This window comes from Gammaproteobacteria bacterium (assembly GCA_009838035.1).
GTDB lineage: Bacteria > Pseudomonadota > Gammaproteobacteria > Steroidobacterales > Foliamicaceae > Foliamicus.
The window spans coordinates 14,675-35,745 of the sequence record VXSK01000002.1; the positions used below are offsets into that span (position 1 = coordinate 14,675).

16 protein-coding genes are annotated in these 21,071 nt (G+C 63.9%); 13 read left to right on the forward strand and 3 right to left on the reverse strand.

Annotated elements, in window-relative coordinates; all coding sequences use genetic code 11:
- Positions 1-59 precede the first annotated feature (59 nt).
- Genes F4Y72_00125 through F4Y72_00140 form a run of 4 tightly spaced genes read left to right on the forward strand, consistent with a single transcriptional unit; the run spans position 60 to position 2,614 of the window.
- On the forward strand, positions 60-296 hold the full coding sequence (locus tag F4Y72_00125) for a toxin HicA (GenBank protein MXZ26694.1): 237 nt from the start codon (positions 60-62) through the stop codon (positions 294-296).
- Positions 289-609 carry a type II toxin-antitoxin system HicB family antitoxin gene (locus F4Y72_00130; protein ID MXZ26695.1) on the forward strand — a complete coding sequence of 107 codons (321 nt, stop codon included), beginning with the start codon at positions 289-291 and terminating at the stop codon, positions 607-609. Before F4Y72_00125 ends, F4Y72_00130 begins: the two co-directional genes overlap by 8 nt.
- 43 nt (positions 610-652) lie before the next feature.
- A complete protein-coding gene (locus F4Y72_00135; GenBank protein MXZ26696.1) occupies positions 653-1,444 on the forward strand; it encodes an SDR family oxidoreductase in 792 nt (263 codons plus the stop codon).
- 21 nt (positions 1,445-1,465) lie between these two features.
- Positions 1,466-2,614: an acyl-CoA dehydrogenase gene (locus tag F4Y72_00140; protein ID MXZ26697.1), complete on the forward strand. Its 1,149-nt coding sequence runs from the start codon at positions 1,466-1,468 to the stop codon at positions 2,612-2,614.
- Between the two features lie 20 nt (positions 2,615-2,634).
- On the opposite strand, the gene F4Y72_00145 is transcribed toward F4Y72_00140, so the two are convergent.
- The 3 genes from F4Y72_00145 to F4Y72_00155 form a co-directional block, all read right to left on the reverse strand.
- A complete protein-coding gene (locus tag F4Y72_00145; protein MXZ26698.1) occupies positions 2,635-5,949 on the reverse strand; it encodes a hypothetical protein in 3,315 nt (1,104 codons plus the stop codon).
- 4 nt (positions 5,950-5,953) lie between these two features.
- Positions 5,954-7,195, reverse strand: coding sequence for an AhpC/TSA family protein (locus tag F4Y72_00150; GenBank protein ID MXZ26699.1), 1,242 nt, complete (start codon positions 7,193-7,195; stop codon positions 5,954-5,956).
- Positions 7,196-7,318: 123 nt separating this feature from the next.
- Entirely contained in the window at positions 7,319-10,354 is a 3,036-nt protein-coding gene (locus F4Y72_00155) for a TonB-dependent receptor plug domain-containing protein (protein ID MXZ26700.1), read from the reverse strand.
- A gap of 223 nt (positions 10,355-10,577) precedes the next feature.
- Here F4Y72_00155 and gyrA point away from each other — a divergent pair, with 223 nt between their 5' ends.
- From gyrA to F4Y72_00200, 9 genes are all read left to right on the forward strand, one after another.
- Positions 10,578-13,118 (forward strand): DNA gyrase subunit A, encoded by a 2,541-nt coding sequence (gene gyrA, locus F4Y72_00160; protein ID MXZ26701.1) that lies wholly within the window; start codon positions 10,578-10,580, stop codon positions 13,116-13,118.
- A gap of 2 nt (positions 13,119-13,120) precedes the next feature.
- Complete coding sequence (serC, locus tag F4Y72_00165) at positions 13,121-14,200, forward strand: 3-phosphoserine/phosphohydroxythreonine transaminase (GenBank protein MXZ26702.1); 1,080 nt, start codon at positions 13,121-13,123, stop codon at positions 14,198-14,200.
- A gap of 66 nt (positions 14,201-14,266) precedes the next feature.
- Positions 14,267-15,442, forward strand: coding sequence for a phosphoglycerate dehydrogenase (locus tag F4Y72_00170; GenBank protein ID MXZ26703.1), 1,176 nt, complete (start codon positions 14,267-14,269; stop codon positions 15,440-15,442).
- Between the two features lie 37 nt (positions 15,443-15,479).
- Positions 15,480-16,760 (forward strand): 3-phosphoshikimate 1-carboxyvinyltransferase, encoded by a 1,281-nt coding sequence (gene aroA, locus F4Y72_00175; GenBank protein MXZ26704.1) that lies wholly within the window; start codon positions 15,480-15,482, stop codon positions 16,758-16,760.
- Positions 16,744-17,454: a (d)CMP kinase gene (locus F4Y72_00180; GenBank protein ID MXZ26705.1), complete on the forward strand. Its 711-nt coding sequence runs from the start codon at positions 16,744-16,746 to the stop codon at positions 17,452-17,454. The genes aroA and F4Y72_00180 overlap by 17 nt, the downstream gene beginning before the upstream one ends.
- Positions 17,455-17,544: 90 nt before the next feature.
- Positions 17,545-19,239: a 30S ribosomal protein S1 gene (locus tag F4Y72_00185; GenBank protein MXZ26706.1), complete on the forward strand. Its 1,695-nt coding sequence runs from the start codon at positions 17,545-17,547 to the stop codon at positions 19,237-19,239.
- A gap of 23 nt (positions 19,240-19,262) precedes the next feature.
- Positions 19,263-19,568: an integration host factor subunit beta gene (locus F4Y72_00190; GenBank protein ID MXZ26707.1), complete on the forward strand. Its 306-nt coding sequence runs from the start codon at positions 19,263-19,265 to the stop codon at positions 19,566-19,568.
- A gap of 9 nt (positions 19,569-19,577) precedes the next feature.
- Positions 19,578-19,856 carry a DUF1049 domain-containing protein gene (locus tag F4Y72_00195; protein ID MXZ26708.1) on the forward strand — a complete coding sequence of 93 codons (279 nt, stop codon included), beginning with the start codon at positions 19,578-19,580 and terminating at the stop codon, positions 19,854-19,856.
- A gap of 14 nt (positions 19,857-19,870) precedes the next feature.
- Entirely contained in the window at positions 19,871-20,989 is a 1,119-nt protein-coding gene (locus F4Y72_00200; GenBank protein ID MXZ26709.1) for a hypothetical protein, read from the forward strand.
- The last annotated feature ends 82 nt before the right edge of the window (positions 20,990-21,071 follow it).

Below are 21,071 nucleotides of genomic sequence, written 5' to 3' on the forward strand. Positions count from 1 at the left end.
GAGGTATTTGGAAGTGTAGTATCGGTAATGGTATCATTTGGCTGTGCAAGGAGGCACCCATGGATCTTGATAGGCTTCGCCGCAACCCACGAGGAGTTTCGTTCCGCGATCTGTGCAAAGTGTGTGATGCCTACTTCGGCAGACCCCGGCAAAGTGGCACGAGTCATCGGATTTACGCAACTCCATGGCGGGGAGATCCCAGGGTCAATATTCAAAACCATCGTGGTATGGCCAAGGCTTATCAGGTTCGGCAAGTTATCAAGGCTATTGAGAGGCTGGAGAAAGAACATGGCTGACCATTACACCTATCGCCTGACCTGGTCTCCAGAAGACCAGGAGCACGTAGCGTTGTGCGTTGAGTTTCCGTCTCTTAGCTGGCTTGCCAATTCGCCCCAGGCAGCCCTGGCGGGGATTCGCAAATTGGTGCACGAAGTGCTCAGTGATATGCAGGCTGCAGGCGAGTCACCGCCGGAGCCGCTCGCAGATCGGGCGTATAGCGGCAGATTCCTGGTTCGAATTCCGCCTGATATGCATCGAGAACTTGCAATCAAGGCAGCAGAGCAAGGGGTTAGCCTGAATCGGCTCGTTAGCTCTCGCTTGACGCGCTGAAGCGCAAACTGCGGGATAATGCGCGCGCCAGGAGAAGGGCGGTATGGACTTGCACTTGAGCGATAAGGTAGCGCTGATTACGGGGGCCACCGGTGGCCTGGGTACGGCCTGCGCGCGGCAAATGGCTGAGGAAGGAGCCGTGGTGTTCCTCACCGCCCGCACGACAACGAACCTGGAGGAACTGGCGCTCCAGCTGCGCCAGGAAACACGCGCCGAAATTGGGTGGTTGGCGGCGGATTTGACGTCCTCTGACGCTGCGGAGACAGTCGTTTCTGCGGCCAGAAAAATATTCCAACGAATCGATATTCTGGTGAACTGCGCCGGGGCGTCGGCAGGCGGACTGTTCTGGGAAATACCGGATTCGGCCTGGGAGGACAGCATGGCGCTCAAGTTCATGGCCACCATCCGGATGATTCGCGCGGTCCTGCCCGGCATGATCGAGCGGCGCTATGGGCGAATCGTGACACTGGTGGGCAATTCGGGCCGCGAACCGGACCCCCGCATGCTGCCGGGCGCCGCGGCGAACGCCGGTTTGCTCGCGGTCACCACCGGACTGGCGCGGGAAGTGGCCGAACACGGCGTGGTCATCAACGCCGTCAATCCCGGTCCCACGAGGACGGGCCGCTGGGAGGGCATGATGGAATCGTTCGCCGCCCGCAGCGGCAAGACGCCCGCGGAGGAGGAACGGAGTTTCCTGGATGCGATTCCCCAGAAGAGGTTGGGAACGACCGGAGAAATCGCCCGGCTGGTTGCGTTTCTGGCGAGCGATGCCGCTCCGCACGTTACCGGGCGTTCCATTACGGCCGACGGCGGGGCGGCCCGCGCAATTCTCTGAACTCCAGCGGTATTGAAGCTCATGGACAAGGAACAACTGGCCGAAATCCGGGAGGCGGTGCAAGCCGTGTGCGCCGACTTTCCGGGGGAGTACTGGCGCGATCTGGATCGCGAGCGGGCCTATCCCACGGAATTCACGCAGGCCATGACCGAGAGCGGTTTTCTGGGCGCGCTGATCCCCGAGGAGTACGGCGGCAGCGGCCTGGGCCTGGTGGCGGCCACGGCGATTCTGGAGGAAATACATCGCTCCGGCTGCAATGCCGGCGCCTGCCACGCGCAGATGTACACGATGGGCACGGTGCTCCGTCACGGCAGCAGCGAACAGAAGCAGCGCTGGCTGCCGGACATCGCCTCGGGCGATCTGCGCCTGCAGGCATTCGGGGTAACCGAACCGGGCAGCGGCACCGACACGCTGGCATTGCGCACGACCGCCCGGCTGGAGAACGGCGATTACGTCGTGAACGGTCAGAAAATCTGGACGTCGCGGGCGGAACACTCCGACCTGATGATCCTGCTGGCGCGGACCACCCCGCGCGAGGAGGTCCAGCGCCGAACGGAAGGCCTGTCCGTATTGATGGTGGACATGCGCGAGGCGCCCGGCCTGAGCATCACCCCGATCCGCACGATGATGAATCACGCCACCACACAGGTCTTCATGGATGACGTGCGCGTCCCGGCGGAGAACCTGATCGGCGAGGAGGGGCAGGGCTTTCGCTACATCCTGGACGGGATGAACGCCGAGCGCACGCTGATCGCGTCGGAATGCATCGGCGACGGACGCTGGTTCATCGACAGGGCCGCCGCCTACGCCGGCGAGCGGGAAGTGTTCGGCCGGCCGATCGGCCGCAACCAGGGGGTGCAGTTCCCGATCGCCCGGGCCTACGCCTCGATTGAAGCGGCCACCCTGATGGTCACTGACGCGGCGGAGAAATTCGACCGGGGGCTATCCGCCGGCAAGGAGGCCAATATGGCCAAGCTACTGGCTTCGGAAGCCGCCTGGGAAGCGGCGGAGGCCTGCGTTCAGACGTTCGGTGGATTCGGTTTCGCGGAGGAGTACGACGTGGAACGCAAGTTTCGCGAGACGCGCCTTTACCTGGTCGCGCCCGTCTCCACCAACATGATCCTGAGCTACATCGGCCAGCACGTCCTCGGCATGCCGCGCTCTTATTGACGCTTTACCGCGCCCTGTGCTCAGGGGGCGGGGCAGGCCGAATCGCCGAGGCGCTGGTCGAGCACGATGAACTGATTGGCCGCGACGTCCGCGCAAACGAGTTCGGCGCCGCCGGGCCATTCAACGCGAACGCTTTCGGCCATCGCCGCCTGCCCCAGCCCGAAATGCAGGTCCGGCGGGTTCTGGCTGTTGTAGTTGCTGTTCGCCTGGCTGAGCCTGAGCTGCGTCTGCGTGCCGAAACCCTGGCCGACGTCGGCCGTGACGGTCACCCGTGCGCCGAGGGCGTCGGTGTTCGGCGCAGCTCCTACCAGGCGGATGTTCAGGAAGGCCCGTCCCGACGCGCTGCCGGACTGGTTTTGGTAGAACTGCAGGCCGGTCGAATGATCGAGCAGCACGATGTCGATGTCGCCGTCGCGATCGTGGTCGAAGCAGGCGAGGCCGCGCCCTTCGGAGGGGGCGTCGATACGCCAGTCGTGCGCCGCCTCGGTAAACGTCCCATCGCCGTCGTTGATGAACAGCCGCGAGGGTTTGGCCTGCAAGATGTCCTTGGTCAGCGTGTCGTATTCGGTTTTCGTGTCGTCGTCAAACGGGAAGTAGCCGAAACCGTTCACATGGAAGATGTCGGCAAAACCGTCGTTATTGAAATCCGCCGCGCAGGCGCCCCAGCCCCAAAGGCCGTTCCGTACGCCGGCCGCGTCGGTGATGTCCTCGAACGCGATCCCTTCCGCCGTGCTCGCGTTGCGGTAAAGGCGATTGCCGGTCCTGCCCCAGAGCCCGCGCGGTATGGTCGCATCGTAAATCGACGTTACGAACCATTCGAGATTGCCGTCGTTATCGATATCGAGCAGCGCGCTGCCCATGCCGTTCTCGTCCGTGATTACGTCACGGTTGGTCTGGTCAACGAAGCTTGGTCCGTCGGACAACGAACCGGCGTTGTGCAGGGTCACGCTGGTCTCGAAATCCGAGGCGACCACGAGGTCGGTAAGCCCGTCGCCGGTGAAATCGGCGAAGGCCGGCGTGAAATTGAACTCCTGATTGATGTCGTTCGCGGTCGTGCCCGCCTGCGCGTCCCAAGGATAAAGCGTCGTGCCGTCGTTCTTCCACAGCGCGGGCGCCGTTCCCGCGGTCCCCAGGCCGGACCAGTGGCCAAGATAGAAATACGGGAAGCCGCTTGCGTCGAGCGGGGCGGCCGAAATGCCGTAGGTCGGGCGCGTCATGGGCAGATCGGCAATCGGTTCGTAGCGCCCCGATGCGTGCTTGGCGAACACCGGCACAGCAACGTCGAAGAGGTTGCCGAATAACAGCTCGCGGCGATAGTCGCCATTGAGATCTACGCTGGCGGCGCCCGTGTAACTCTTCTGGGTAAGGCCGTCAAGCCATTCGACGGCCTGGAACCACGAACCCTCCATGTTCCGATAGGTCCGTATGCCGGTTCGTTGGTCGCCGCCGGCAAAGACGATGTCGGCCCAGCAATCGTCGTCGAGGTAGGTTGCCGTTACGCCGCCGGCAATCATTGCAACCTCCAGATTTTGCAGATCGTCGGTCCAGGTTTCGAACAGGTAACCGTGGCCGTCGATGAGTCCGAAGCCCGTATCGCTTCTGCGCCGGAACGCCAGGTTGCCGGTGTTGCGGGCGCCCGCAAGCCCATTGCCGCAGTTCTCGACGTCAGCGAAGGTCGCGAGCGGTTGGGTCGGCGGGAACGCGAGCGGGACTTGTTCCGGATAGTCCTCCGGGCTGCTCGGGTTGAAGAAGACCGGCGCACCGGAAGAACGGTCGCGCACGAACAGATTGCCGTCCGGGTCGTCGTCCCCGGACGGCGTCCACGCATCGATGCAGTTCTCGTCGGTGACGCAGTCGTCGCTCAGTGTTTCGAGGAAAGCGACCAATTGATCGACTTCGTTGCCCGGCAAGGTCTGCGCGGGAAGAATGTCTTCGCTCGCGGCAAAGCTGGACGCGTCAATCGCAGCGCGCGTGTGCGGTTCGGCGTGATCGTATTCCATCCCGAGCCGGCTGAACTGGTCGAGCTCGAGCAGCATGAAATCGAAGCTGTTTACGCCTGCGCGTGGATCGGCATGGTAGGCGATCGCGTCGGCGAGCGTCGCGAAGCTGCCCGCGTGGCCATATGGCGCGGTTTCCGCCACGTTGAGCAGGCTCGGCGTTCGGAACGCGAAGCGGTCTGACTCCGCCAGCGTTTCAAGCCAGCGGCCAAGGTCGGACCGGTCGGCGCGCACGAATCCCCGGCCGAGCTGCGGAAAACCGACATTGTGGAACTTTTCGTCGGTAAAGCGGTCGCCCGCGTGGCATTGCGCGCATCCGTGTCCGCCGTCGTCCGGATCGCGCAGGAACAGCAGGGCGCCGCGCTTGGCGTCATCCGAAATGGCGCCGTTTTCGCCGCCCAGGAACCGGCGCCACGGCGTATCGACGAAAATCTGCGAGTTCATGTAGGCGCCCAGCGCGCGCTGCAAATTGGGCATGGTGATCACTTCGTCGGCCGCCGCCTCGGGCGTATCGAAGGCGAGCCGGAACTCCGCAAGCCAGTTGGCGGGACCGTTCGGATCCTGATTGAGCGCGGTATCGACTTCGCCGCGCAGCCGGCGGATCACGTGCCCCCGGTATTCGTCCGCCGTGCTGTATTCGGTGTAGCGGAATCCGCGCATCTCGTTGTTGTTGTTGAGCGGCAGCTTGGCCGAGAACTCAAGCAGACCCGACACCGGGCTTGAGTCGCTGCGCTGCCGGGATTCCGGAGTCTGGATGTGCTGTCCACGCCCGCCCGGCAGGGTTTCGTCGTCGAGCACGGCAATTCCGCCGTCGAAGGTCAGCACCCGGTCGAACAGTGCGGCGTTGAATGTCGTGGTCGAGTTCCGGTGCACGTTGGGGCCGCCGTCCGCTCGCGGATCAAGATCCTGCTCCGGATCGACCTGGCGTCCGGGACCCAGCGTGGCGCTGTTTGCCGCCGCCACGCCCACTGCCAGCGACAGTCCGTCGCCGCCGGCGAAGTCGGGATGGTGGCAACTGCCGCAGGACACGTCGAAGCTGGCCGAGAGCGTCTGCGTGAAGAATAGGAGTTGGCCCAGTTTCACGAGCGGATCGTCGTCGGGCCGGGTTTGCACGGCATCCCTGGGCGTCGCCGGATCGCCGTTGAGTTCCAGCTCGGTCACCGCGACGGCGCGAACGTCGTCGTTCAGGGGGTTGACCGGCGGCGGCGGTGGCGGCTGCGTGGGAGGCGGCGGGCTCGGCGGCGTACTGCCGCCACCACCGCCCCCGCAGGCCGCGAGCGTTACCGCCAGCAGCACCCCGAGCGCAGCGCCAGCCGCCTCATGCGGCCGCCTGTTCATTGACTTACTGATCGGAGGGCGAAGGAACACCGTCGATCAGTTCGGCCAGCTTTACGTCGAGTTTTTCGCCGCGCAGGTTCTTTGCCACGATGGTTCCTTCAGTGTCGATCAGAAAGTTCATCGGGATTGCGGTCACGCCGAATTGCGCGGGGACGGGGCTGTCGTAGGCAAGCAGGTCGCTGGTATTGATCCAGGGGATGGCGTCTTCCTCGCTGGCTTCGAACCAGTCATCGCGGTCGTCGTCCAGCGAAAATGCAAAAATCTCGAAACCCTCGGGCCCGTAGTGCTCGTAGCTCGCTATGAGGTTGGGGTTCTCCGCGCGGCAGGGTCCGCACCAGGAAGCCCAGAACTCCACCAGCGTGAAATTGTTCGCCGTCCGCGAGTCCTGCAGGTGATACTCAAGTTCGTCCAGGCCGATGCTCGAAAAGTCCTCGACCTGCGCGCCTTCCTGCATGGCTGCGTAGGCGGCCCGCAATTCGATCCCCTTGTTGACCCGGCTGCGCATGGCCACCAGGGCAGGGTGGGCGCCAAGCTCAGTCTCCAGCGCGTTCAGGCGCGTAAGAGCGTCCTGGCCCCCGAGGCCGCCAAGCTGCACCGCGTAAAGGCTGGCCAGTGGGTCGTCCGGCGATTCCGCAATCGCGCGCAGGGCATCGAAGCGAATCTTGTTCAGGGCCCGGTAGCGTTCCCAGGATTCGTCCTGGAGCTCTTCATAGCCCTCGTCGCCCTCTTCCAATCCCTTGCGCCGATCCATGACGTCCCGGTAGGCATTCAGGGCCTCGTCGTATTCGTCGCTGTCCTGCCAGCTGGAAACAATCTGCTGCTGATACGGCCCGCCCCGGGCCCTCAGCCCAGCCACGTCGCCAGCGTACACAATAGTGATATCCACGGGCTCGAGGATGAACTGCACCGATCCCTTCGATTCTTCGTCGACGTTCATGACCGACAGCCGGACCGCTCCGCCCTGGTCGAATTCGGCTGTCAACTCGAACTCCCCGCCATTGATTTCCGCGCGGACGATCTCGTCGGAACCCCCAAGCACCGAATTTCCGCGGCTCAGCACTGCTTCGCCTTCCTCAAGCAGTTCGATCAAATTGCCGGAAATGGTGTATTGCGGTGTGGTATCGGCGCTCGCCACAGGTTCCCGCGAATTACCGCAACCCCATGCTGTCAGCGCATAGCAGGCGACAATCACGGTCAAGGGAAAGAGCCTCTTCGAGAGGAGAAGCCCAGTGTGATTATGTTTCATACGTGTTCTCCAGCCGAAAACTTGCGCCTTGACGACGGCGCCCGTCGCCACCGGGAGGGCAGCGACGGGCGCAGCATTTTTCGACAGTTCCTTATTCTCAAACGGTCAAGCCATTCCTCACGGTCAGAACGACTTGTGTATGTTCAAGCGGTAGGAGCGTCCCTGGGTCCATTCCGTGAGCGGATTGATCTGATTCGTGGCGCGTTCGCCGGTTGACTCGGTTATCCGCGTGTACTTGGAAAAGGCATTGGTCAGGTTATTCACCGTTAGCGTCAACTCAACGCCCCTCAGCCAGTTCGGGGATGAGAATAGAGTGTTGTCGTCAAATCCGTAACCCAGTACCAGGTCGTAGAGCGTTGCCGGCTCGTCTATATAGGAGAAAAAGCTGCCGATGCGCCGGGTTTCGTCACCTCCCTCTACGTCGAGGCTGAGGAACAGGCTCCCGCGCGACCAGGTGAACTGTGCGGTGGTCTTGTGTTTGGGAACCGGTGGCAAGACGGTGTCTTCCGGCCCGGAATCGTCACGGCTTGTCACCAGGTCATGCACAATGCCGCTGGCGGGGTCCACTTGTACCCTGTGCTTGTTGGTGTAGGTGCGCCGAACGGTGATGTTGTATTCGTTAAGGCCCATCTCCCACTCGTAACGGAACTCGTAGTCAATACCCGAGCGTTCGAGCGCCGAGACGTTGATCCAGCGGTCATCCAACACGTAGATGTCATCCGCTTCGATATACATCACGTTGGACGGCAGGTCATCGAGGTAGATGATCGGCACCGGCAGCTTGTAGATCCGGTCCTTGTAATCCGTGTCGCTCCAGGCCACCTTGAAGAAAACGCCGGGCAGAAAAGCCGGAGAAAATTCGCCCGACAGGCTCAGCGTGTCGGCGGTTTCGGACTTGAGTTGATCATTTCCGCCGCTGTATCCGAATACCTTGTCGCCGGGCAGCGTAGTGATCGAGCCGCTCCCGCCTGGTCGGTAATACCACAATGACCGGGGGTTGCTCTCGTACAGGGACTTTTGCAGCAACTGATTCAGTTGCGGCGCCACAAAGGCAGTCGAAACGTTTGCCTTGAACAGCATGCTGTCGTTCGGGCGATACACCGCCCCCCCGGACCAGGTGAATTCGCTTCCCGGATCCTTGGCTTCGACCGACTCGGCTGTCGCGGATTCCGTTTGCCGGTAATCGACTTCCACGTTCGAGTAGGAGTCGTAGCGCCCGGAAAACGTAAGGTTGAGGCGCTGGATGCCTGACATGGCGTTATCGGCGCCAATCAGCGGTATAAGGCCTTCCACAAAGGCGGCGTGGTTATCGCGGCTGATCTGGGTGTTGAACGGAGAGCTGCCCGTTGCTGTGGCGCTGGCCAGATAGTTGGCCATTTCATTGAATGAATCCAGGGTGTCCTGACGGTAGTCGTAGCCCACCACCAGCGCTATCGTGCCGCCCGGAGCGCTGAACAGTTCGCCCCGCGCCAGGGCCTCGAATTGCAGTTGTTCATTCTTCGCCCCGGAGTACACGTCAGGGATGATGTACGGGGAGATATCGCCGAACGGGTTGATGGGATCAGGCGGGGCGCCGTAAACGGTGCAGTTGCCGCCGAAGAAGGAGCTGTAGCTGTAGCGGGTGCCGCCCAGCTCCGCTACCTTGTCCGCGCACGCCGGTTCCAGGATGCGGCTGAAGCGGCCAATGACGGCCTCGCTTACTCCATCTGAATTGACTCCGAGGCCATACGCCGGATCCCTGACGTTCAGGCGCTGTGTGTCCGTTTCGGAGCTCGAACTGCTGAAATCCGCTTGCCAGGACCAGGTGCCGAACGTTCCTTCCACGCCCAGGCCCACATACAACTCGTCCCTCGTCGAGTCATACGTGGTGGGCGGATAATCGGGCGTCGTGCCGGTCAGCGATACCTGGGTCCCGAAGGGATTGAAGGGGCTGTTGGCGTGCAGCGTTCCGCCAACCTGGATAAGACCGGATTCCTGTTCGGCGTCCTTTCGCGTGGCCCGGATGTTGCCGTGCAGAACCAGCGTGCCGGCCAACTCCTGGTCAACCCCGAGAAAAACCGAGTGGCGCTGGCGTTCCGGCCGCAGGCTGTAGCCCTGCTCGGCAGCCTCGCCCCAGTGCGGCTCGCCGACAATGTCGAGAGAACTCAGGCTGTCGGTGTGCTGGAAGCCGGCCGGCAGCGTGAAGTCATTGACGCAGGTGGCCATGGTTTGCTGCTCGGCATCCAGAGCGGCGTATTCATCCCGGGTGATGACCCGGCCGCCAAGCTCGTACACCACTGCGCGCCGTCGATCCCAGATGGGGGCATCGGAGTTACAGCCATCATCGAAGAAATTGGTCCAGACGCGAATCTGCGGGCCGGCCGCGGTGTTCTTTTGATTGGTGGTCAGCAGGGTGCTTCGGTTCGATACAATGATCGAATCACGGTTGGAAGCGTCCAGGCCGGTATCGCGGAAGTACTCGTAACCGGCGTTCAGGCGCCCGCTTCCCCAGGAAAAGCCGCCGCCGATATTGCCTTGCGTTTCGCTGTAGCCGCTCTTGTGCGGGCGGCCGTAGTTCAAATCCAGTTCCACTCCGGCGTAGTCGCGGCGCGTAATGATGTTCACCACGCCGCCCACTGCGTCCGAGCCGTAGATGGCGGATGCGCCGTCGAGCAGGATTTCAATGCGATCCACCATTGACAGCGGAATCGTGGAAATATCGGTCACTCCACCCAGAATACCGCTGTAACCCACTCGCCTGCCATCGATGAGAATAAGCGTGGATTCGCTGCCCAGACCGCGCAGGTTCACGGTGGACGCGCCGGTCACGTTGCGCGCGCCGTTCAGCGTGGAGCCGTATGTTTCGTTGGTGGAGTTAACGTTTTGCGGAAGTTGCCGCAGAACGCGCGCCAGCGTGAGTTCTCCCGAAGCGCGGATGTCCTCGCGATCCAGCACGACAAGGTTACCGGACAGCTCGGAGGGCGGGCGGTTCAGGCGGCTGCCGGTGACCCGCACGTCGGCCAGTTCCAGAGCTTCCTCGTATTCCGCATCGCCGGCCTCTTCCTGGGCTGTAGCGACGCCAATGCTCAGTGCCAATCCTGCAATGACTGAAAGAAGCCAGGCAAAAGCCGATCCCGATTTTCGCCAGGTAAGGTCTCTGTGTTCGTCAAGTCTGTTCATGTGTGTTGCCCCTAAGTGTGTTGGGAAGCGGAAGAGGCGCTCCCCGCCAATCGACCTACTATACACCTTCGAGACCTACATTTTGGCGGGATTCCCGAACGGCCGGGAAGCCCGCAATGGTGCCAAATTGCGTCGTCCGGCCATAGGGAAAACAGGGCATCGGTGGTAGAATTGACGGCGTAGAAACCGCTATGCGCCGCCTTTGACGCGGCGCGTTTTTTGCATGGCCGGGCCCGCCCCTGAAATCGTACCGGTAAAGCTCGAAGAGGAGATGCGCCGGTCCTATCTGGACTATGCGATGTCCGTCATCGTGGGCCGGGCCCTCCCCGACGTTCGCGACGGCCTCAAACCCGTTCATCGGCGCATCCTCCACGCCATGCGGGAGCTGGGGAACCTGCATGACCGGCCGTACAAGAAGTCGGCCCGGATTGTCGGCGACGTCATAGGCCGCTATCACCCGCATGGCGATACGGCCGTGTACGACGCGATCGTTCGCATGGCGCAGGATTTCTCGCTGCGCTACCCACTGGTGGACGGTCAGGGCAACTTCGGTTCCATGGACGGCGACGCACCCGCGGCGATGCGTTACACCGAGATCCGGATGGCGCCGATCGCCGCGCTCATGCTCACCGACATCGACCGCGAGACGGTGGACTTTGTCGACAACTACGACGGGGCGGAACAGGAGCCGACGGTGCTGCCGGCGCGGCTCCCCAACCTGCTGGTCAACGGCGCATCGGGGATTGCCGTGGGCATGGCCACCAATATTCCCCCGCATAACCTGCGCGAAGTCATCGATGCCGCGCTGGCCCTGAGCCACGAACCCGATATCGGCATTGCTGAATTGATGGAGCACGTGCCGGGACCGGATTTTCCGACCGCGGCCCAGATCGTGGGCGAGGCCGGCATGGCCGAGGCCTACCGGACCGGACGCGGAACAATTCAGCTCCGGGCGCGGGCGGAGATCGAGGAGGGGAAGACGCGCGACTCGATCGTGGTCACGGAACTTCCGTATCGGGTGAACAAGGCGCGCTGCGTGGAGAAGATCGCGCTGCTGGCCCGCAAGAAGGAGATCGCCGGCATCCAGGAAGTCCGGGACGAGTCCGACAAGGACGGCACCCGGGTGGTGGTGGAGTTGCGCCGCGACGTCAGCGCCGAAATCGTCCTCAACAATCTGTATCGACGCACGCCGCTGGAATCCAGCTTCGGCATCAACATGGTCGCGCTATGCGGAGGGCGCCCGCAGTTACTGAATCTCAAGCAGATGCTCGAGCATTTTCTCGACCATCGCCGCGACGTGGTCACGCGGCGCAGCGTCCACGATCTGCGCCGGGCGAAAGCGCGAGCGCATGTGCTGGAAGGCCTGACGGTGGCGCTGGCCAACATCGACGAGGTCGTGGCGCTGATCAGGGCTTCGAGCAACGCGCAGGAGGCGCGCGAAGCGCTCACCGCGAGAATCTGGGCGCCGGGGGCGGTGCGGGGACTGCTGGAGCGGGCCCAGGCTGCGCTAACGGAACTTCCCAACCTCAGCGACCGGGGCTACCGCCTCAGCAACCGACAGGCGCGCGCGATACTGGAACTGCGCCTGCAGCGCCTGACCGGACTCGAGCAGGAAGCGATCCTCGACGAATACGCCGAACTGTTGCGGAAGATGGAGGAGCTTACGGATATCCTGCGCGATCCGGACCGGCTGCTCGAAGTGGTGCGCAACGAACTGATTGAACTGCGCGGCGAGTACGGCGACGAACGCCGCACCGAAATTATCGCCGACTACACGCGCACGGCGGACGAAGACCTGATTCCGCGGCGCGAGGTGCTCGTGACCCTGTCGTGGCGCGGCTATGTGAAGACGCAGGAACTGGAGACCTTCCGGACCCAGGGACGGGGCGGGCGAGGCAAGCGCGGCGCCTCGGTCGGCCAGGAGGACTTCATCGACCAGTTGTTCGTGACCAATTCGCACTCGACGCTGCTGTGTTTTACCGACCGGGCCCGCGTGTTCCAGCTTCGGCCCTTCGAGATACCCACGCAGAGCCGCGCAACGCGCGGACTGCCGATCGCCAACCTGCTGCCGGGGCTCGAGGAGGGCGAGCAGGTCAATTCGGTCCTGCCCGTGGATTCCTTCGATCATGGACGCTTCGTGTTCATGGCCACCCGCAAGGGTCGGGTGAAAAAGACCCGGCTGGACGCGTTTGCGAAAATCCGCCGCACCGGAATCTATGCGCTGAGCCTGAAGAAGAAGGACCGCTTGATGGAGGCGGCGATCACCGATGGCGACAGCGACGTCATCCTGCTGGCGAGCAATGGGCGGGCCGCGCGCTTCTCCGAGTCCAATGTGCGGCCGATGGGGCGTATCGCGGCGGGCGTGATCGGCCAGAGGCTCAAGAAGAAGCACCGGGTCGTGGCGGCGCTGATCGTGGACGGCGACACCGACGATGCCTGGGTCCTGCAGGCCACGACCAAGGGTTTCGGCAAGCGAACGCCCGTGAGCGAGTTCCCGCGCAAGGGCAGGGCGGCCCAGGGCGTGATTTCTATCCGCACCGAGGGGCGCAACGGCAAGCTGATCGGCGCCGCCCTGGTCCGGGAGGGCGACGAGGCGATGTTGATGACCGCCGGCGGCACGCTGCTGCGCACGGCAGCCGGCGACGTTTCCATACAGGGGCGCTATTCGCACGGCGTGCGGCTGATGCGGCCCGACAAGGGCGACCGCGTCGCCGGGTTCTGCACCCTGGCGGGGGAAGAGGAAGAATCCGCTTCCACGCAATAGGCATGGATCGGATCTTCAACTTCAGCGCCGGTCCGGCGAACCTTCCGCTTGCCGTGCTGGAGCAGGCGCGCGAGGAACTGCTGAGCTGGCAGGGCCGCGGCCTGTCGGTCATGGAGGACAGCCACCGGGGCCGTCAGTTCATCGAGCTCGCCGAGCAGTCCGAACGGGACCTGCGCGAGCTGCTCGGGATTTCCGATGAATACGCCGTGCTGTTCATGCAGGGCGGCGCCACGCTTCAGTTTGCAACGATCCCGATGACCCTGGCCCGCGAAGGGCAGGGCGTGGATTACCTGATCACCGGGCACTGGGGCCGGAAGGCTTCGTCCGAGGCCGCCAGACTCCGGCCGCTGCGTGTCGTCGCCGATGGCGAGGCGCTGCAGTACCGCTCGGTGCCGGCGCGCGGCGAATGGGCGCTGGGTGACGACGCGGCCTATTTCCACTACACCGCGAACGAAACGCTGCACGGACTGGAGATCGACCCGCCGCCGGACGTGGACCATGCACCCCTGGTCTGCGACATGTCCTCCACGCTGCTCTCGCGGCCGATTCCGGTGGATCGCTTCGGGCTGATCTACGCCTGCGCGCAGAAGAACCTCGGACCGGCCGGCGTGACCGTGGTCATCATGCGCCGCGACCTGCTGGAGCGCGTGCCCGAGGATACGCCGCTGGCCTTCAATTACCGGAAGATCGCCGCCGCCGGGTCCATGCTCAACACGCCGGCGACGTTTTCCTGGTACGTGGCCTCGCTGGTGTTTCGCTGGGTTGCGGGGCAGGGCGGAGTGGCCGGGATGGCGGAACGCAACCGGCGCAAGGCGATGCGCTTGTACGACTGCATCGACGGCTCCGATTTCTACGCCAATCACGTCGCCCCGGAATGGCGATCGTGGATGAACGTGCCGTTTATGCTCGCCGACCCGGAGTTGAACGGGACCTTCCTCGAAGCTTCAGAGGCCCAGGGCCTGTATGGCCTGAAGGGCCACCGCGCGGTCGGAGGCATGCGGGCCTCGATTTACAACGCCATGCCGGAAGAAGGCGTCGAGGCGCTGGTCGGCTTCATGGAGGAGTTCGAAAGGAGGGCCTGAGGCGGACGCTCGGGCGGGCGCCCATGGGCGCCCCCCTATGGGTGTCGTCCCTACTGGAAACAAGCAATGTTCAATATCCGAATTTACAACAGCATCGCCAACGAGGGCCTCGCGCGCCTGCCCGCGGAGCACTTCAAGGCCCCGTCCGGGTCGGATTCGCCCGACGGAATCCTGCTGCGTTCGCATGACCTGCATTCGGAAACGATCCCCGACAGCGTCGAGGTCGTGGCGCGCGCGGGCGCCGGCGTCAACAATATCCCGGTGGACGTCCTGGCGAAGCGGGGGATCCCGGTGCTGAACGCGCCCGGCGCCAACGCCAACGCCGTCAAGGAACTGGTCGTGGCCGGCATGCTGATGGCGGCCCGCAACCTGTTGCCGGCCTGGGACCACCTGCGCACCATGGACCTGCCCGCCGATGAACTGCGCAAGACCGTGGAGGCGCACAAGAAGCGGTTCGCGGGCCGCGAACTGGCCGGCCGGGTCATGGGCGTGGTGGGCCTGGGCGCGGTAGGCGTGAAAGTGGCCAACGCCGCGATCGGGATGGGGATGAAGGTGTTCGGCTACGACCGCGCCCTTGCGCTGGACCGGGCCTGGGAGCTGTCCTCGCAGGTCGGCAAGGGACAAAGCCTGGAACACGTGTTCGCTGGCGCGGATTTCGTCAGCATCCACGTTCCTCTGATGGACGAGACCCGCGGGCTGGTGGGAAAAGAGCTGATCAGCAGCATGCGCAAGGGTGGAGTCCTGCTCAATTTCGCCCGCGGCGGCATCGTGAAGAGCGGCGCCGTTCTTGAGGCCCTGAATTCGGGCTGGCTGTCGTGCTACGTCTGCGATTTTCCCGAGCCCGAAATGATGGGCCATCCGGGCGCGATCCTGCTCCCGCATCTGGGCGCCTCCACTTCCGAAGCAGAGGTGAACTGCGCCGTGATTGCCGCGGAGAACCTGCGGGCCTACCTGGAAGACGGCAATGTGCGCGGATCGGTGAATTTCCCGGTGATCGACCAGCCGCGCGGCAGCGGTTACCGGCTGACGATCGCCAATGAAAACGTGCCGTGGATCGTGGCGAGAGTCTCCGCCGTGCTGGCGCAGGAGAATCTCAACATCGAGTCGATGATGAATATGTCGCGCGGCCGCCTTGCCTACACCATGCTGGATCTCAACGACCAGGCCCCGGACTCGGTGCTCAAGCGCCTGCGCGGCATGGAGGGTATCCTGCGCGTACGGGATCTGGGTGTGAGATCGTGAAAGGAGTACGCTTCTGAGGTCCTGGCGCGTCAGCCGCATTCCCGCCACGCCGTCGCCCGGACCGCTAACAGTACCGGGAGACAAGTCGATCTCCCACCGCGCCGTGATGCTTGCGGCGCTCGCGGAGGGCGAGAGCGAGATTGTAAATTTCCTTCCCGGACACGACTGCGTCGCCACCGCAAGGGCTCTGGAAGCGCTGGGTGTCCGGATTTCCCGGCTGGCTCAGGACCGTTTGCTGGTGCGTGGCGGGGCGACCCTGAACCCGCCTGACGGCCCACTGGATTGCGGCAACTCCGGAACTTCGATGCGGCTCCTCGCCGGCCTGCTGGCCGGTCAGGGCGTGTCTGCCGAGCTGCACGGCGACGACTCGCTCAACCGCCGGCCCATGCGCCGGATCATCGAACCCCTGGCCCGGATGGGCGCGCGCATTGACGCGCTGGGCGAGGACGGACGGCCGCCGTTGAGCATTGCGGCCAATTCCGGGATCACGGGCGTTTCGTACGAGCTCCCGGTTGCGAGTGCGCAAGTGAAGTCCGCGATATTGCTGGCCGGCCTGGGCGCCCGGGGCGAGACCTGTGTGAGTGAGCCCGTGCCGACGCGCGACCACACGGAGCGGATGCTTCCGAGCTTCGGGATGTCGATCGAGCGGACCAATGGCCGAACCTGCCTGATCGGAAGGCAACCGTTGCGGGCGACGCGGATCGACGTTCCGGGCGACTTTTCCTCGGCGGCATTCCTGATGCTGGCGGGACTGATCGGTCCGCGGGAGCTCCAGGTCGGCGCCGTGGGCGTGAACTCCACCCGCACGGGCTTTCTGCGGATGATGGACGCCATGGGAGGCATATTGCAGATCGCCGCGCGACGCACTTCGGGGGCCGAGCCGGTGGCGGACGTTATGGCGAAGCCCGGAATGCTCCAGGGCGCGCTGATTCCCGCTTCGCTGGTTCCCTCGGCGATCGACGAGATGCCGGCCGTGTTCGCGGCGGCGGCCTGCGCGATGGGGGAAACCGTGATCGAGGGCGCCGGGGAACTGCGGCTCAAGGAAAGCGATCGGATCGCGGCAATGGTGTCGGGCCTGAGGAAACTGGGAGTGGACTGCGAGGAGACTCCCGACGGCGCGCGGATACGCGGCGGCCGCATTCTGGGCGGGGAAATCGACTGCGAGGGCGACCATCGCGTGGCGATGGCCTTTGCGGTCCTGGGGCTTGTGGCGAAGGGCCCGGTGGTCATTCGCGATGTGGATTGCGTTGACACTTCGTTTCCGGGATTCGCCGACACCGCATTGCAGCTGGGCTTGAACCTTGAGCCGATCGAATAACCCTCCCGCCCAGGCGCCGGTGGTCGCCATCGATGGTCCCGCCGCGGCGGGCAAGGGGGTGATCGCGCGCTATCTTGCGGAGAGGCTGGGCTGGCGGAGACTGGACAGCGGCGCCCTGTACCGGGCCGTATCGCTGTCCCTGCTTCGCGCCGGGCTGGTGCACGCCGGGGAGGAGAGGATCGCCGCACACCTGGCGGATTCGCCTCCCGAACTGGAAGCCGCTCACGACGGCGAAATGATCTACCTGAACGGCGAAAACGTCAGCAGCGCGATCCGTGAAGAGGAAACGGGTGTGGCGGCGTCGGTCGTCGCCCCGTTGCCGGCCGTGCGGAACTTTTTGCTCAAGCGGCAGCGCGCCTTTCGCAGGGCGCCCGGACTGGTGGCCGAAGGCCGCGATATGGCGTCGGTGGTTTTTCCGGGCGCAGAGCTGCAGATTTACCTCACGGCGACCCCCGAGGAGCGTGCCAGGCGTCGCCATAAACAATTGAAGCAAAAGGGAATCAATGCTAATATGCGCGACTTGATCCGCGATCTGACCGATCGCGATCTTCGCGATTCGGCCCGTACGCTGGCGCCACTGAAGGTAGTGCCTCATGCGGTGGTGCTGGACACCACGAAGCTGGATATCCGGCAAACCAGGAAAGCGGCGTGGCGTCTGGTAACGGAAGTGTGGCCTGAGAAGGCGGACCGATAGCGGAATTGGCGCCGGCCAGGACGGCAGGCGCGTGGAATGGCAACCGCGAGCGTAGCTGGATTGCACGCCCGCACTACATTGAGGCCCTTAATGGCAGAAAGTTTCGCAGAGTTGGTGGAAGCCAATCTCGCTGACAAGAATTTCCGGCCGGGAGAGATACTCTCGGCGCAGGTGATCGATATATCACCGGAGATCGTAACCGTAAGCGCCGGACTCAAGTCCGAGGCGCTGATCCCCGCCAGCCAGTTCACCGACGAGACCGGCGAACTGGAAGTGGACATAGGAGACGAAGTCGAGGTCGCCCTGGATTCAATGGAAGACGGGTTCGGCGAGACCCGCCTGTCACGCGAGCGCGCCAAGCGAACGCGGGTCTGGGAAAGCCTGGAGTCGGCGTTCGAACAGGAAGAAATCGTACAGGGCGCCATAAGCGGGCGCGTCAAGGGCGGATTCACGGTCGATGTTTCCAATGTTCGGGCTTTCCTGCCCGGTTCCCTGGTGGACATGCATCCGATCCGCGACACCACCTACCTGGAAGGCCGCAAGCTGGACTTCAAGGTCATCAAGCTGGATCGGCGGCGCAACAACGTGGTGGTGTCGCGCCGCGCTGTGATCGAGGAACTGCACAGCGCCGAACGCGCGGCGCTGCTGGCCAGCCTGGAGGAAGGCCAGGTGGTCAAGGGCGTGGTCAAGAACCTCACCGAATACGGCGCTTTCGTCGATCTCGGAGGCATCGACGGCTTGCTGCACGTCACCGACATGGCCTGGCGGCGCGTCAAGCATCCGTCGGAAGTGGTTCGCGTGGGAGAGGAACTGGAAGTCAAGATCCTGCGCTTCGACAGCGAACGCAATCGCGTCTCGCTTGGGCTCAAGCAACTGGGCGACGATCCATGGGTGGACATCGGGCGGCGCTATCCGCCGCACACGCGGCTGTTCGGCAAGGTCACCAACGTGGCGGACTACGGCTGCTTCGTGCAGATCGAGGAAGGCGTGGAAGGCTTGGTTCACGTGTCGGAGATGGACTGGACCAGCAAGAACGTGAATCCGGGCAAGATCGTTCACGTCGGACAGGAGGTCGAAGTGATGGTGCTGGACATCAATGAAGAACGGCGCCGGGTTTCACTGGGGCTGAAGCAATGCCTGGAGAATCCGTGGCAGGACTTCGCCAACAATTACAAGAGGGACGACCGCGTGACCGGCAAGGTCCGCTCGATGACGGATTTCGGAATTTTCATCGGGCTCGAAGGCAATATCGACGGGCTCGTGCATTTGTCGGACCTCTCCTGGGACCTGCCCGGCGACGAGGCGGTGCGAAACTACGAAAAGGGCCAGGAGGTCGAAGCCGTAGTGCTTTCCGTGGACGCCGACCGCGAGCGTATTTCGCTGGGCATCAAGCAGTTGCAGGGCGACCCGCTGGCCAGCTTCCTCAAGGACCATCCAAAGGGCAGCGTCGCGACCGCCGTCGTTACCAACGTCGAGCAGCGCATGATCGAACTGGAGGTCGGCGAAGGCGTGAAGGGACGCATGCGGGTGGCCGAGTTGTCGCGCGAGCATGTCGATGACGCGCGCATGGTGGTCAAGCCCGGACAGTCCATCGAGGCGCGCATCGTCGGCGTGGACCGCAAGTCCAGGACGGTATCGCTGTCCGTGCGGGCGATGGAGGAACAGGCCGAGGCGCAGGCCCTTCGGGACTACGAGGCCGAGGTCGGAGACCGGATCAAGGGAGCGACGCTCGGTGAACTCCTGCGCAGCCAGCAGCAAGAGAACGCCGACGCCGAAGATACATGAGTGCCTCAGCCGCCCGTAATGCAATAACGCGCTCGGAACTGGTGCGGATCGTTACGCGCAGATTGCTTGAGGACGATCGCTTCAGTTATTTCTCGTCCTCCGATCTGGAAGCTTCGGTCAAGCACGTCATAGACCTCATGGGACAGACGCTGGCTTCCGGAGGGGGCATCGAGATCCGGGGCTTCGGCAGTTTCGGCCTCAGTTATCGCCGCGCGCGGATCGGACGCAATCCGCGTACCGGGGAGGCGGTGGCGCTGCCGAGCAAATACGTCCCCAAGTTCCGTCCGGGGAAGCGGCTACGCGAACGAGTCAATGCCGCGCGCCGGTAAGGCCGTGACATGAAAGCCGGGCGCTGGCTGAAACGCGGGATATACATTCTGCTGCTGGCCGGCGTCGTATCGATCGCCGGCATCCTGGCGCTGCTCAACCGGGGTACGGTGGAACTGGATCTCGCTTTTGCCGAGGTCGGTCTGTCCAAGCCGCTTGCGTTTACCGTCGCCTTCGGCCTGGGCTGGCTCTTCGGTTTGCTGTGCGCCGGCGGCGCCGTGCTCAAGCGGCGCACCTCCAATAGGAAATCGCGCCAGGACGCCAAAGGAACCGCCCCGGCCGAAACCTAGTGCACTAATCCGCCATGCCTCCCGATTTTCTAGTGTCGATGGCGGGCGGTCTGATTCTTGCAGCCGCCCTGGGCTACTGGTATGCGCGCTCGGGCGATTCCGGGCGGGGCCTGCACCGGCGGTTCAGGGAATATGCCCAGCAACTTCCGCGGCGCTCGGAAAAGGCCGTAAGCGCCTACCTGGCGCAGGCGGAAGAGGAGAGCAGCGAACCCGGCGCAGCGTTCGAACTGGCCGCCTATTTCCGGTCCGGCGGGGACTGGCGCCGGGCCCTGCAGATTCACGAATCGATCGCGGCGCGGGAGGATCTCGACGCCGCTACACGGGCCCACGCCGGACTGGAAATCGGCGACGACTACCGGGCCGCCGGAATGCTGGACCGGGCGGAGGAAGCCTACGTGCGCACGGCGGAATACCTGCCCCTGCGCCTGAATGCCCTGGAGCGGCAATTGGGTGTCTGCGAGCAATTATCCGACTGGGAGCGCGCTGTCGGCGTGGCCGAACAGGTTCGCAGCGAGGACAGCTCGCTGGGGTCGAGATTGCGTTGCCATTACCTGTGCGAACTGGCGGCGCTGGCCGCGGGAGCAGGGGAAATGCGCCGGGCCCGCAGCTATTGGCGCAAGGCGGCGCGGGGAGCCGACGAAAGCGCCAGGCTGCTGGTTGACCCGGCTGTTCTGGATCCGCGTGATCCGTCCCGAAGCCTGGCTCTCGCAGCTTCCAATCCCGAAGCCGCCGTGCTGATTCTTCTGGGCCTGGCGAGGCAGCATGGTTTTGCCGGGACGACGGTCGACGAACTGCTCGAGGGGCTTGTGGCCGACCATCCGGCGCTGGGTCCCGCCGTCGGCTGCGCCCTTCTGATGGAGCCCGAACTCCTGTGCCCGGCCTCGTCCCGCTGCCTGTTCGCCGCACTGGAGGAACGGCTGCCCGCGTTCGCACGAGCGTATGGAGCGGGCGAGCCCGCGGAGTTCTCCAAGGAGTCGCTTACAGCGCTGATCGACGAACTGGGCGCGGCCAGCGGCGGGCCGCCGCGCTGGCGCTGCACCATCTGCGGACATCAGGATGAAGCGCGTGGGTGGCGATGCAATGAGTGCGGCGCCTGGGAATCGGCCCGCCTAATCTCTGTTCTTGCGCCCTGATCGCCGAAGTAAGGTCTAATTCGCCAAACGCGGCCAATTACCTGCTTTCCCTGCGCTCCCGCGCGAAACAAACTCCTGCGCC

What these genes read in the sequence shown, in the direction of transcription:
- F4Y72_00125 (MXZ26694.1), top strand. Translation starts at nt 60, where the DNA reads ATGGATCTTGATAGGCTTCGCCGCAACCCACGAGGAGTTTCGTTCCGC.
- F4Y72_00130 (MXZ26695.1), top strand. Translation starts at nt 289, where the DNA reads ATGGCTGACCATTACACCTATCGCCTGACCTGGTCTCCAGAAGACCAG.
- F4Y72_00135 (MXZ26696.1), top strand. Translation starts at nt 653, where the DNA reads ATGGACTTGCACTTGAGCGATAAGGTAGCGCTGATTACGGGGGCCACC.
- F4Y72_00140 (MXZ26697.1), top strand. Translation starts at nt 1,466, where the DNA reads ATGGACAAGGAACAACTGGCCGAAATCCGGGAGGCGGTGCAAGCCGTG.
- F4Y72_00145 (MXZ26698.1), bottom strand. Translation starts at nt 5,949, where the DNA reads ATGAACAGGCGGCCGCATGAGGCGGCTGGCGCTGCGCTCGGGGTGCTG.
- F4Y72_00150 (MXZ26699.1), bottom strand. Translation starts at nt 7,195, where the DNA reads ATGAAACATAATCACACTGGGCTTCTCCTCTCGAAGAGGCTCTTTCCC.
- F4Y72_00155 (MXZ26700.1), bottom strand. Translation starts at nt 10,354, where the DNA reads ATGAACAGACTTGACGAACACAGAGACCTTACCTGGCGAAAATCGGGA.
- gyrA (MXZ26701.1), top strand. Translation starts at nt 10,578, where the DNA reads ATGGCCGGGCCCGCCCCTGAAATCGTACCGGTAAAGCTCGAAGAGGAG.
- serC (MXZ26702.1), top strand. Translation starts at nt 13,121, where the DNA reads ATGGATCGGATCTTCAACTTCAGCGCCGGTCCGGCGAACCTTCCGCTT.
- F4Y72_00170 (MXZ26703.1), top strand. Translation starts at nt 14,267, where the DNA reads ATGTTCAATATCCGAATTTACAACAGCATCGCCAACGAGGGCCTCGCG.
- F4Y72_00185 (MXZ26706.1), top strand. Translation starts at nt 17,545, where the DNA reads ATGGCAGAAAGTTTCGCAGAGTTGGTGGAAGCCAATCTCGCTGACAAG.
- F4Y72_00195 (MXZ26708.1), top strand. Translation starts at nt 19,578, where the DNA reads ATGAAAGCCGGGCGCTGGCTGAAACGCGGGATATACATTCTGCTGCTG.
- F4Y72_00200 (MXZ26709.1), top strand. Translation starts at nt 19,871, where the DNA reads ATGCCTCCCGATTTTCTAGTGTCGATGGCGGGCGGTCTGATTCTTGCA.